Here is a 13,754-nt window from a genome sequence, read left to right as displayed (position 1 = left end):
TTGGCAACCACAGCAATTTAATATATTGCCTGAAAATGCCCCAGAATTCCAAGCTTTTGGCTAATTAGGATTTGTATGATTGATCGCCTGTAGATACAAGGGTCAGGTTTGGTAGACGATTTTGTTCTGAATGTAGGATTTAATTGCAAAACCCGCCCCTACGTTGGGTGTGATGGGCAAAATTGATTGATGAACATTAAAAAAATTTGGGAGCACGAATGTCTGTAGGGGCAGGTTTGGTAGACGATTTTGTTCTGAATGCAGGATTTAATTGCAAAACCCGCCCCTACGTTGGGTGTGATGGGCAAAATTGATTGATGAATGTTTAAAAAATTCGGGGAGATGGGGACACAAGAAAATTTAGTGATATATTGACTGTGCGGATCGTAGGGTTTGGGATGTAATCGCGCCCAAAAGCCCAAAAACTCGCCCACTTTTTCCTTTTGCCTTTCTACTTTTTCCTTGCCAAATTATGATGCCCCATCGCAAGAAATCATCGAAACTCGTCCACTTTCTCCTTTTACCTTTTTCTATTTGCCTTCTTGGTGGGGGTGAGGTGTCGCAGGCGCAAGTAAGACGAGAGGGTAATGTGGAGATATCTCAGAAAGTACCAGATGATGATGACATTCCCATTGATACGTCTGACGATTTAGATATCCCTATATCGCCAACGAATAGTGATATTCCTATTAGAATTCCATCTTTAGTAATTCCTGATAACTCGCAAATAATTCAATCTCGCAAAGCTGAAGCAGATAGACTATTACAGCAAGGCATTCAGTTATACCGAGCCAGTCGCTATCGAGAAGTGATTCAAGTATTTGAAGTGGCTCTAGAAATCTATCGCGAGATTAAAGATCGCAGGGGTGAAGCAACTTCACTTCTTGGTTTAGGGGAAATGTATAGAAATCTCGGACAGTACCAGAAAGCGATTGATTTCTATCAGCAATCCTTACCTATCTTTAACCAAATCGGAGATCGCAATGGTGAAGCAGCGTCACTCAATAATCTAGGTCTCGCATACAACAATCTCGGACAGTACCAAAAAGCGATTGATTTCTATCAGCAATCCTTACCTATCTTTAACCAAATCGGAGATCGCAATGGTAAAGCAAGATCACTTGGCAATCTGGGTAGTTCATACAGCTATCTTGGACAGTACCAGAAAGCGATTGATTTTTATCAGCAATCAATAGTAATCCAAAAGCAAATCGGAGATCGCAATGGTGAAGCAATATCTCTCAATAATCTAGGTCTCGCATACAACAATCTCGCACAGTACCAAAAAGCGATTGATTTCTATCAGCAATCCTTACCTATCTTTAACCAAATCGGAGATCGCAATGGTGAAGCAACGTCTCTCAATAATCTGGGTCTTGCATACACAAATCTCGCACAGTACCAAAAAGCGATGGATTTTTATCAGCAATCCATAGTAATCAAAAAGCAAATCGGAGATCGCAAGGGGGAAGCAGTGTCGCGCAATAATCTGGGTCTTGCATACGAAAATCTCGGACAGTACCAGAAAGCGATTGATTTTTATCAGCAATCTTTAACGATCCGAAAGCAAATCGGAGATCGTAATGGTGAAACAACGTCTCTCAATAATCTAGGTAGTGCATACGACAGGCTCGGACAGTACCAGAAAGCGATTGATTTTTATCAGCAATCTTTAACGATCCGAAAGCAAATCGGAGATCGCAATGGTGAAGCAACGTCTCTCAATAATCTTGGTCTTGTATACAACAGGCTCGCACAGTACCAGAAAGCGATTGATTTTTATCAACAATCCATAGTAATCCAAAAGCAAATCGGAGATCGCAATGGTGAAGCAATATCTCTCAATAATCTAGGTAGTGCATACGACAGGCTCGGACAGTACCAGAAAGCGATTGATTTTTATCAGCAATCCTTAGCGATCAAAAAGCAAATTGGAGATCGCAATGGTGAAGCAATATCTCTCAATAATCTGGGTACAGCTTTTAATCAACTCAACCAACTAGAAGTTTCCATTCTCTTTTATAAGCAATCTGTCAATACCTATGAAGCCATTCGCAAAGACAACAAAGGACTGAAAAAGGAAGAACAGCAATCCTATATCACTACTATCGCCAGTAGTTATCGTGACCTCGCAGACACACTCCTCCAACAAAACCGCATCATCGAAGCCCTCCAAGTCCTCGACCTCCTCAAAGTCCAAGAACTCGAAGACTACCTCAAAAACATCAAAGGCAGCGACAGATCGGCTCAGGGAGTCAGACTATTAGAACCAGAGAAAGCTATTAGCGATAAGCTGTTAGCGGTTAGCTTTGACAATGCCCCAGCACTCAATCAACAACTAGCAACCCAAATTCAACAGCTTCCCAAAACCGAAATCAACAAAGTTCCTGACTATCTCAACCAAATCCCAAGGGGAAACGTCTTACTCTATCCATTCATCCTAGGCGATCGCCTCGAAATCATCCTCTTCTCACCCAACAACCTCCCCATCCGCCGCACAACCAAAATCTCCAAAGACCAACTAGAAACCTTAATTGTTGATTTTAGGACAGGACTCCTTGATCCTAGCTCCGAAGACTTCAGAGAGCCATCACTCCAACTCTATAACCTCCTGATTAAACCCATCGAAGCCGAACTTGTTCAGTTCAACGCCAAAACGATCCTCTATGCACCAGATGGGCAACTGCGGTACATTCCCATCGCCGCACTCTATGACGGTAAACAATTGTTAGTTGAGAAATACCAGATTAGTAACCTCATCGCCTATACCCTCTCCGACTTTACACCACAACCCCAAAACACACCCAACATCCTCGCAGGAGCCTTTGGTGGAAAAGCAGGCGATCGCAAGTTTGGACAAACAGCCTTACCCGCAACTGTCAGAGAAGTCCAAGCGATCGCCAACTCATTCCAAAACTCAGTTACCCTCATCGAAGAACAATTTAGCCGTAAAGCGATCGAGTCTAAATTTAAAAATCATAATATTCTCCACCTTGCCACCCATGCCGAATTTAATGTGGGCTCTCCCGATCAGTCCTTCATCATCTTTGGCAATGGTGACAAAATCCGTCTCAATGAAATCACCGACTGGCAGATTCCCAATATCGATTTGATTATCCTGAGCGCTTGTCAGACAGGCTCAGGTAAACTTGGCGATGGGGTGGAAATCCTAGGCTTTGGCTATCAAGTCCAAAAAGCAGGCGCAAAACAGGCGATCGCTTCCCTTTGGAAAGTCGATGACAATAAGACAAGTGTACTGATGACAGCTTTTTATGCAGAATTGCAAAAGGGTAATGTCACTGCAACTGAAGCACTGCGCCGCGCTCAAGTATCACTGATCAAATCCAAAGACTACAATCATCCCTATTACTGGTCAGCATTCTTTGCGATCGGCAATGGGTTGTAGATTTGACGGATACGGTTTAGGACATCTGTTGTTAAGCTGGATTGAGTGTTGTAATTCAGGACAAAGTAGCGGCTATGGATAAACATCTGAGTTCGGCAGGACAAATCGCCTTAATCACTTTTTTAACATGTCTTCCTGTGCAGATCGCCCTTAGTGATCGCAGCTTTGCCCAAGCCACCATCGACCGTAAAACCCAAGCCACACAGTTGCTAGAACAGGGAACCCAGCTTTATCTCCAAAAGAAATATCCTGAAGCGATCGCCACTTGGCAAAAGTCCCTAGAGTTATTTCGAGCGCTCAAAAGCCCCATAGATGAAGCGCGACTTCTCGGTAATATCGGGCTAGCCCATAACTATCTCGGACAGTATCCCCAAGCGATCGCCTTTCATGAGCAGTCTCTAGCCATCAGAACGCAAATTAATGACCGTCAAGGACAAAGTAATTCCTATAACAATCTGGGGCTTGCTTATGCTGCTTTAAGGCAGTACGACAAGGCGATTGACTTTTACAAACAAGCCTTAACTCTGCGGCAGCAAATCGGCGATCGCACTAATGAGAGAACCACTCTAGGGGGATTAATTGGGATTTATCAAGCTCTAGGCAAATACCAAGAAAATATCTCCCTATATGAACGGGTCGTTACCGTTTCTAAAGAATTAGGAGATCGTCAAGGTGAAGCCAATGCTTTATCAAATCTAGGGCTTACTTATTATTCGTTACAGAAATATCCACAGGCGATTGAATTCTATCAACAGTCTCTAGTGATTTTTAAACAGATTAAAGATCAAATTGGCGAAAGCACAACCATCATTAATTTGGCAGTAGCTTACAAAAACTTAGGACAATATCAGTCATCAATTACCGCATTGCAGGAAGGCTTAGCGATCGCTAAGCAAATTGGCAATCTCTACAATCAGGCTTCTGCACTCACTAATTTGGGTAACACCCATGTCAATCTTGGTCAGTATCAGAAAGCGATTGATTTTTTTCAACAGGATTTGATCATTAGAAAACAACTCAGCGATCGCAGTGGTGAAAGCTCAACCCTAAATAATATGGGTAATGCCTACTATTTTTTAGGGCAGTACCAAAAGTCCATTAGTCTATTTGCACAAGCCTTAGCGATCGCCAAACAATATAAGAATATTCTTACCGAAGGTAATGCCTTAGGAAATTTGGGGCTTGCCTATAGCTCTTTAGGTCAATATCAAAAAGCCTTAGAATTTCATCAGCAGGCAGTGGAAATTTCTAAGCGCATCGGCGATTTCCAAGGTGTCGGTAATTCTCTAAGTAATATTGGTTTGGTCTATAGCAATCTTGGTCAATACCAAAAATCCATTGAATTTCATCAACAGGCTCTAGTAATCGCTAAACGAATTGGTGATCGCCGCAGTGAAGGAGGGACATTAGGGAATTTGGGTAATGTTTATAGCAGCCTCGGTGACTATCCCAAAGCGATTGACTTCTATGAAAAGTCTTTAGCCATTGCCAAAGAGATCGGCGATCGCAATGGCGAAGGAATTTTATTAGGAAATCTTGGTGGAAATTATTACTATTTAGGACAGTACCAAAAAGCAATTAATTTTTACCAGCAATCTCTAATGGTTTTAAAACAAATCGGAGATCGCAATGGTGAAGCCAGTATGTTAGGCAATTTGGGATTGGTCTACAGTAATTTGGGGCAGTACCAAAAAGCGCTCGACTTCTTTCAGCCAGCCCTAGCTATTTTTCAAACCATTGGCGATCGTAGTGGGGAAGGTAATACTCTTAACAATCTTGGCATTGCCTATCGCAGTTTAAAACAATATCAGAAGGCAACGGAATCCTATCAGCAAGCCTTGGTAATCGCTCGACAAATCGGTAATCGCAGCGGAGAAGGCAATGCTCTCAATAACTTGGGACTGATTTACAACGATATTGGTAAGCACCAAGAAAGTATCGACTTCTTTGTCAAAGCTCTAGAAATTGCTCGACAAATTAGTAATCGTAAAGATGAAGGTAATGCCCTGAGCTACTTAGGAGTTGCCTATAGCGCGATTAAAAAGCCTCAAGAGTCCCTTGCCTTCTACCAAAAAGCTTTAGCAGTCTCTAGAAAGATTGGCAATCGTGCAGGCGAAAGGGAGATTCTCAATAATCTAGGAGCCTTGTTAGCCTATCAATCGCAACCTGAAGCAGCGATCGTCTTTTACAAACAATCAATTAATGTTACGGAGTCTATTCGCAAAGATATCAAGGGCTTAGGCAAAGAAGAACAAAAGACCTATTTAAATACCGTAGCCCAAACCTACCGTCGTCTCGCTGATTTACTACTTCAGCAAGGAAGGGTAATGGAAGCCTTACAAATTATCGATCTGCTCAAAATTCAAGAGTTAGAAGACTATCTTAAAAATGTCAAAGGGAATGAGCGAACTGCGGAGGGAATTAGAATTTTAGCGCCAGAGCAAGCGGTTAGCTCACAGCTATTAGCAATGACCTTTGATAAAATCCCTGAGCTTAATCTTCAGCTAGCCCAGCAGATCCAACAACTGCCTAAGTCAGAGATCAACAAGGTTCCTGAGTATTTGCAAAAGTTGCCCCAAGGAGTCGTGTTAATTTATCCTCTAATTCTGAGCGATCGGCTAGAATTAATTCTCTTTTCTCCTAACAATCTACCGATTAGCCGTACTAGCAAAATATCTCAAGCTAAACTCGAAGAATTAATCATTAATTTTAAAGCGGGATTATTAGATGCGGGTTCTGAGGATGTGCTAGAACCCGCATCAGAACTATATAACTTATTAATTAAACCAATCGAGAAGGAACTCGTCCAAGCCAAGGCGCAAACTATTCTCTATGCTCCCGATGGACAATTGCGTTATGTGCCCCTTGCGGCACTCTATGATGGCAAGCAATGGCTAGTGGAGAAGTACCGCATTAGCAATCTTATCTCCTATAGCCTCAGTGACTTTGTTGCTAAGCCTCAAATCTCTCCTAGTATTCTGGCTGGAGCTTTTGGCGGGAAAGGCGATGAGCGCAAATTTGGGCAGTCTGGATTGCCAGCTACCCTTAAAGAAGTCCAAGCGATCGCCAATTCTTTCCAAAACTCAACTACACTTACTGAAGAACAGTTTAGCCGCCAAGCGATCGAATCTCGGCTCAAAAATCACAATGTTCTGCACCTTGCCACCCATGCCGAATTTAATATTGGTACACCAGAAAACTCCTTCATCATTTTTGGCAATGGCGATAAAATTGGTTTAAGTGAAATTACCGATTGGCAGATTCCTAATGTGGAGCTAATCGTCCTCAGTGCTTGCCAAACTGGGACAGGTAAGTTAGACAATGGGATAGAGATTCTTGGTTTTGGTTATCAAGTCCAGAAGGCAGGAGCAAAACAGGCGATCGCTTCTCTTTGGAAAGTTGATGATGCTGGTACACAGGCTTTAATGGCAGCATTCTATCGCGAGTTCCAAAAAGGCGATATCACGGTTACAGAAGCTTTACGCCGAGCGCAAGTTTCTCTGATTAAGTCATCTAATTTCAATCATCCTAATTACTGGTCAGCATTCTTTGCGATCGGTAATGGATTGTAGGCATAGCTATGTAAGTTTTGCTTAGGACATAAAACCCAAAAGATGAGTGGCGGCGCTTCGCGCCGCCACTCATCTTTTGGGTTTTGATTTGTCCTAGCTATCTCTTGCATTGCTATAGTATTTGCATCATTATTACGACACAAAAAACTGTTAAAGGTAGAGGCAATTCATGAATTGCCTCTACCTTTGGTGATCGCTATTACTTTTTGGGCTTCTGAGACTTTTTATTAGATAGCTTTTGCAGCTTCTACACTTGCTTAGCGTTTAGTCCAGTCAATTGGGCTATAACTGATGACTTAATGTACTTTTCTTTTTGGATGTTTTGCAACTCGCACACTTTGCCGCAAGCGATCACAATTCGCTCATATAAGCTGATGCGTACTGACACGATCTTCTTTGAGCTATTTCAAACCTTTGATAGCTTGCTGTTTGAATTGGTGGGATTACCACCCGAAACAGCATCAGGCTATCGCTTTACCTCTGTGGAGATCAAGGAAAAAGCCTTTCGCTTTGACGGTATTTTGGCGATCAAGAAAGGGTGGTGGAATTTATTGAGACAGTTTTGCTGTACAAGTTTCCCAAAATGAGTCGAGAGGAGGTTGAAGCGATGTTTACGTTAGGTGATCTCAATAAAACAAGGGGCTGCGCCCCCGTGACAGACCCCAACCTCGGACATCATAGGTATTCTTCCACTTAACACCAGTTAATAAAATCTAAAAATCAAAGTAGATAAATGGGAGCTTCTTATCAGGGCTGAGTATACTGACTAGAAATAGGCTAACGGGGACTAGGAATAATTTTACTTGCCAATTTAACTGCCACTTGGCGCGATCGCAGCGATAGGCAATTAGTGACAAAAGAACTATCGCAAACATTAATAACGAGATTTGCCCCACCGTAATGCCGAGGGACTCCACATAGATTTTTACGCCAAACTGAGGATCGCTCTCGTAGCCCCAAAGTCTTTGTAAAAACATATTGGTGTCGGCTAAGTTGGGTAAACGGAAAGGAATCCAGCCTAAAAAGACCACTAACTGCGTGATCACAATTGCTAAAATCTGCATCGGTATAGGTTTCCAGATTTTATGTAACCCTTCAAACACGCTGCAAACTTCCATCCAGAGGCGATGGACTACCAGCGCCGCACCGTGCCAGACTCCCCAAATAATAAAGCCCCAGTTTGCACCGTGCCAGATTCCGACTACGAGCATAATGATCATCAAGTTTAGGCAAGTGCGCCAAAGCCCACCCCTAGAACCACCGAGGGGAATATAAAGATAATTTCGCATCCATGCGCCGAGGGTCATGTGCCAACGTCGCCAAAAATCGGAGATGCTGGCAGAGAAATAGGGGAAATCAAAATTTTGAGGCAGCTTAAACCCTAATAACAAGGCGCTACCGCGTGCCATATCGATATAGCCGCTAAAGTCACAATAAATCTGAATGCCATAAGCAAAGAGTGCTAACCATAGGTCAACACTACCTGCGCGTTCCGTATTCCGAAAAGTGAGATCGACGAGTCTAGCCATATTGTCAGCGACGATCCCCTTTTTGACGGCTCCACAGGCAAATAGCCATACACCCTCAGCAATATCAGGTAAGACGGGACGCGATCGCGTGACTAATTGTGGTGCAAATTCTTGATAGCGGGTAATGGGTCCAGATAGAAGTTTGGCAAAAAATAATTTATAGGCAGCAAAATTTAAAAAATCCTTAGCAGGGCTGTTGCCACGATAGGTATCAATGAGATAAGCAATTAACTCAAATACAAAAAAACTAAGGGTGATCGGCGGTACGATGTTTGCCTTCGCCCAGATTGCTAGCGAACTCCCCACTGGTAAACCCGTAATATTGCCGATCGCCGTTGCTACAAAAGGAATATATTTAAAACCAAATAGCAGCAGCACATTAAAAAATATCCCCACAAACAGCAGCCACTGCTTCAGGAATTTATCTCCTTTGCGAATTTCTCCTCCTAGCCAGTAATTAACTGCCAACATAACTAGCAACAGCCAGACATATTGTCTCTGGATAAATGAGTAAAACATTAAGCTTGCTGTCAAAATAACTAACAAGCGTGCTTGCACATTTGGTAAGAGCCAATAAACAATTGTTGTGATAATCAGGAACTGAGCATAATCAAGGGATAAAAAATCCATTTTTATGCCAGCCAAAAACTGAGAAAACTGGAGGGATAAAAAATCCATCGTTAGGAGACTACTTCAGGTTCAGGCAGGTTCAGCAGCACCGATGGATCCTCAAGTGGGTTGTCGTCAAGTGACTTGATCGGAACCCAGCTTGGTAAGGTGGAGCTAGCTTCTTCTACCTGTAATTGGACACAGGGAATTGTATCCGAAAGTATGGAGCTTGCCATCATGCCTGTATGAATCTCAACATGTGCCGAGGCGATCGCCTCAAATATGAGATTCTGCCCAGGAAAGACAACTCGCTCAAAATACCATTGGGGGACATCAGTAATCCTTGCAATTTGGATTTTGCTGGTGGCATTTACATAGGAGCAGACAATTATTTTGTCATGTAAATTAGCAGGTAACGGATCAAGTATGGACATAGTGTTTTTTATATAAAGTTATTTAAGCAAAAATTAATAGGACTTTTTGGGGATGCAACCAACCTAGATTAGTCACAAATCCAAAAATATTCCAAGTGAAGCCAAATAGACCCTGCCGATCTCTTTGAAATTAACAAGAATACTAATCTTGCCATTTTGCTTGTACATAAAACTAACACTCAAGGCTAATTAGCGATTGTAAACACTACTACCAACTACTAATTCGGCGATCGCTAATTTGATCCCCACTTTGTTGATCCCCATGATTCCCGAACTAGCTGTAAAGTGAATATAATTAAGATATGTAAAGACTTAACGGTGAATATTCCTCAATTTCCCAAGTTAGAAATTGTTGTGAAATCTCCAAAAATAATAAAAGCAATAAGAAAAAATTTAGATCAGAGATAAAATCCTATGTCCACCACTGATTTCATAACAAATGCCCATAATTTAGCGAGTGATCTAAGTGATCGATCTGGTGCATCCCTAGGTTGCGATCGCATTCTCTACATTCGCCTACCATGCAACCCGATTTTTCCGATTGGTGTGGTTTACTTATCGGATCATATTCATAAGGTTGCGCCCCATGTGCAGCAAAATATCTTTGACTTAGGCACTGTGCCACCCCTCGATTTTTATGCAGCGTTGGATCGGGCGATCGACAAGTTTCAACCAAACTTATTAGTATTCTCGTGGCGCGATATTCAGATTTATGCACCTGTAGGTGGACGTGGTGGTAATCCTCTGCAAAATGCCTTTGAGTTTTACTACGCCAAAAATCCTTTTAAGAAATTACGGGGAGCCGTGAATGGGCTGCGTCTATTTACCTCTTACTACACTGAGCTTTGGCGCAACTCGCAGTTAATCAGACGCGGATTGGCTCGCGCTAGACGCTATCACCCCGAAGCTAGAGCTGTGATCGGTGGTGGTGCGGTCAGTGTGTTCTATGAGCAGTTAGGAAATATTTTGCCGAAGGGGACGATTATTTCTGTAGGTGAAGGCGAATCATTGCTGGAGCGCTTAGTCCAAGGGCGAGAAATCGAAAGCGATCGCTGCTATGTGGTCGGCGAAACAAAGCCTCGCCCTAGATTAATCCATGAGCAACCTGCACCGATTGAAAAAAGCGCGTGTGATTACGAATATATCGAATCGATTTGGGAAGATTTTAATTACTATTTTCGCGATCGTGACTTTTATATTGGTGTCCAAACTAAGCGCGGCTGTCCCCATAACTGTTGCTACTGCATTTACACCGTTATCGAAGGCAAGCAAGTTCGGATCAATCCTACTGATGAAGTAATCAAGGAAATGCGGACACTTTACGATCGCGGTGTTCGCAATTTTTGGTTCACCGATGCTCAGTTTATTCCTGCCAAAAAATTTATTGATGATGCCGTTGAATTATTAGAAAAAGTCAAAGCATCGGGTATGACTGATATTCATTGGGCAGCTTATATTCGTGCGGATAATCTCACGCCTTACCTCTGTCAGTTAATGGTGGAGACAGGCATGAGCTATTTTGAGATCGGCATCACTAGCGGTTCGCAAGAGCTGGTTCGGAAAATGCGAATGGGCTATAACCTCAAGTCCGTTTTACAAAACTGTCGCGATCTCAAAGCCGCAGGTTTTAATGAGCTGGTATCGGTTAACTATTCCTTTAATGTTATTGATGAAACCCTAGAGACAATTCGCCAGACGATCGCCTATCACCGTGAATTGGAATCTATATTTGGTGCGGACAAAGTGGAGCCAGCCATCTTCTTTATTGGCTTGCAACCACACACACATTTGGAAGACTATGCTTTCAAAAATAACATTCTCAAACCTGACTACAATCCCATGAGCATGATGCCTTGGACAGCCAAGAAATTACTCTGGAATCCTGAGCCGCTTGGTTCTTTCTTTGGTGAGGTTTGTTTAGAAGCATGGAAGCGTGATGATGATGACTTCGGGCGCACAGTGATGGATATTCTAGAGGAGCGTCTAGGACGCGCACCATTGGAAGAAGCTCTTGCTGCACCAATGAAGGAACTAGTTAACGTCTAAAAAAAGAAGATTCGCATTGCGAATCTTCTTTTTTGTGATGAGAAAGGTGATTGCTATAGTTGTAATACCAATTCCCGAAAGTGTGGCTACACTTTCGGGAATTAAAAACCAAACCCAGTAAGGGTTTTAAAATCACAAAATGGCGTAGCCATTTTGTGATTTGGTATAATATCTGATGTTACGTGAATAGAATTCCTACGATCATCTAAGTCTAGGGCAGGCACGGGGCACAGCCCCTACAAAAATCTAAATTATTGGGGAGGGGCAATCCCCCCGTGGTTGCCCTGCTTCGCTACCAGCAAGAGATTCATCATCTGAGTTCCACGTAACATCAGTAATATGTAATCAGCGAATGGAATAACATCTATGGTTCAAGCCGCGAGTCCCCAAGTCAAGTATCTATCCTACGAAGAATACTATGCCTATGTTGACGGCAGCGACATTTGCTATGAGCTAGAGGATGGAGAATTAGTTGCGATGCCACCCGAATCAATTTTTAACTCTGATGTATCAATGCGTCTATTGTTCGCGTTAGGTAAATTTATCCCTGCCCATTTATTGAGATACAAAGAAGTCTCGATTGAGGTAAGTGGTCGTCGAGCAAGAGTCAGAATACCTGATCTGATCATTTTGGGTGAAGAATGTCGAGCGGCTCTAGAAACTACGAAAAAAGGAACAGTTACCCATGATATGCCACCGCCATTAGTGGTAATTGAGGTGGTGTCGGCTGGTCATGAAAATGAAGCAAGGGACTATCGTTTTAAGCGTTCCGAGTATGCAGCGCGAGGGATAGCAGAATATTGGATTGTTGATCCTGTGCGTAGCCAGATTACGCTGCTGTCTTGGGTTGAAGGTTTTTATGATGAGTCTATCTATACTGGGGATATGGTGATTAAAAGTGGCGTGATACCAGAAATTGAGATTAACTTGAGTGACATTCTGGGTTAGTTCTTTCATGCAAGATTATCTCCCACAGGTGCGCGATCGCCTCGTCAACTATCGAAATTTATTTAATCAAGAATTAACGGAATCTGAGCTAGCAGAGATATCATTTCTTGCAGAGAAGCTAGATAAAAACATGATCGCGATCGCTGTTTTTGGCATGGTATCACGGGGGAAATCATCATTAATTAATGCTTTACTTGGGCAAAAACTGAGTGAAACAGGGGCAATTCACGGCATCACTCAAAATGTTGCTGTGTATGATTGGAACTCTGGCGGCAAAATTCAATTGCGATTAATTGATACTCAGGGTATTGATGAGGTGGGTGGTGAAGTGCGGGGAGCGATCGCCCTAGAAGCTGCTAAGCAAGCGGATTTAATCTTGTTTGTGATTGCAGGGGATATGACGCGGCTAGAACAGGAGGCAATCGCCAATCTGCAAAAATTCTATAAGCCAATTTTGCTGATTTTCAATAAAACTGACCTTTATCCTGAGTGTGATCGCCTTGCGATTCACCAAGCATTGCAGAATGTCGAAATGCGTAAACTGATTTCTCCACAAGAGATTGTCTTAACATCGGTAGAACCCAAACCTGTTAGGGTACGCATCCAATATAGTGATGGGCGTGATAGTCAAGAGATTTGGGAACAGCCAAAACCTGATGTGCAAGCTTTAAAAGAGAGAATTCTAGAGTTGCTGAATACTGAAGGAAAGGAATTGCTAGCCGTAAATGTATTGCGATCGCTGTTAGAAATTCAAAACACAGTCTCACAGAGATATATTCAAAGATTACAGGCATCAACAGCGCTCACCTCTCTCGTATTTATCATAGAGGCGATCGCTGTATTAATATCCCCTTTGCGATGGCTGGATGGGGTGATTAGTGGAGGAGTTACAGGCTTATTTGTAATTTGGGTGATTGGCAAATATGCGAGTCAGAAGAAATATTTATGGTTGTTGTTGACTGTGGCGATCGCTTGCTTGTGTGCAGGCTTGGGAATTAATACCGCAGTTACAGGCTATATCCAAATTGTGGGTTTAGGTTTAAGTTTATTGTTTCTATTTAAGAGCCTTATCACCGATATTGAACAGAGTCATGCTTCTGGAAAGCTTGGTGCAAAAACACTGATCACTACAATTATTCAGTCTGTACCTGAATGCTCGATACTGCGAAGATTTCAGAATATTTAATCCCCAAACACAAAATGGCGTAGC

At 42.5% G+C, this 13,754-nt stretch carries 8 protein-coding genes and 1 pseudogene; 7 read left to right on the top strand and 2 right to left on the bottom strand.

The genetic code is table 11. The features are described from left to right. The first annotated feature begins 556 nt into the window (after window positions 1-556). The 4 genes and pseudogenes from ABM313_RS16210 (at window position 557) to ABM313_RS16195 (ending at window position 7,675) form a co-directional block, all read left to right on the top strand. A complete protein-coding gene (locus ABM313_RS16210) occupies window positions 557-3,406 on the top strand; it encodes a tetratricopeptide repeat protein (protein ID WP_434684206.1) in 2,850 nt (949 codons plus the stop codon). A 74-nt stretch (window positions 3,407-3,480) separates the two neighbouring features. Continuing rightward, on the top strand, window positions 3,481-6,978 hold the full coding sequence (locus ABM313_RS16205) for a tetratricopeptide repeat protein (protein ID WP_434684205.1): 3,498 nt from the start codon (window positions 3,481-3,483) through the stop codon (window positions 6,976-6,978). A 374-nt stretch (window positions 6,979-7,352) separates the two neighbouring features. Then, window positions 7,353-7,499 (top strand): annotated as a pseudogene (locus ABM313_RS16200) (DUF2887 domain-containing protein); the annotation flags it as partial. Window positions 7,500-7,516: 17 nt separating this feature from the next. Continuing rightward, window positions 7,517-7,675 carry a DUF2887 domain-containing protein gene (locus tag ABM313_RS16195; RefSeq protein ID WP_434684204.1) on the top strand — a complete coding sequence of 53 codons (159 nt, stop codon included), beginning with the start codon at window positions 7,517-7,519 and terminating at the stop codon, window positions 7,673-7,675. A gap of 16 nt (window positions 7,676-7,691) precedes the next feature. Here the strand turns inward: ABM313_RS16195 and ABM313_RS16190 are convergent, their stop codons facing one another. After that, on the bottom strand, window positions 7,692-9,185 hold the full coding sequence (locus ABM313_RS16190; RefSeq protein WP_434684203.1) for an MBOAT family O-acyltransferase: 1,494 nt from the start codon (window positions 9,183-9,185) through the stop codon (window positions 7,692-7,694). 2 nt (window positions 9,186-9,187) lie between these two features. After that, the gene (locus ABM313_RS16185; RefSeq protein WP_434684202.1) at window positions 9,188-9,550 is read right to left on the bottom strand and encodes a DUF1830 domain-containing protein; all 363 of its coding nucleotides are present in this window, start codon (window positions 9,548-9,550) and stop codon (window positions 9,188-9,190) included. Window positions 9,551-9,964: 414 nt separating this feature from the next. Here ABM313_RS16185 and ABM313_RS16180 point away from each other — a divergent pair, with 414 nt between their 5' ends. From ABM313_RS16180 to ABM313_RS16170, 3 genes are all read left to right on the top strand, one after another. Then, window positions 9,965-11,596 (top strand): photosystem II high light acclimation radical SAM protein, encoded by a 1,632-nt coding sequence (locus ABM313_RS16180; protein ID WP_434684201.1) that lies wholly within the window; start codon window positions 9,965-9,967, stop codon window positions 11,594-11,596. Window positions 11,597-11,962: 366 nt separating this feature from the next. Then, window positions 11,963-12,544, top strand: coding sequence for a Uma2 family endonuclease (locus ABM313_RS16175; protein WP_434684200.1), 582 nt, complete (start codon window positions 11,963-11,965; stop codon window positions 12,542-12,544). 7 nt (window positions 12,545-12,551) lie between these two features. Then, window positions 12,552-13,730 (top strand): Era-like GTP-binding protein, encoded by a 1,179-nt coding sequence (locus ABM313_RS16170; RefSeq protein WP_434684199.1) that lies wholly within the window; start codon window positions 12,552-12,554, stop codon window positions 13,728-13,730. Window positions 13,731-13,754 lie beyond the last annotated feature (24 nt).

It is taken from the genome of Pseudanabaena minima str. Chao 2107, assembly GCF_051131155.1.
GTDB classification, from domain to species: Bacteria; Cyanobacteriota; Cyanobacteriia; order Pseudanabaenales; family Pseudanabaenaceae; genus Pseudanabaena; species Pseudanabaena minima.
The sequence above is the reverse complement of the archived record's forward strand: the minus strand, read 5'-3'. Positions and strand labels throughout refer to the sequence as shown.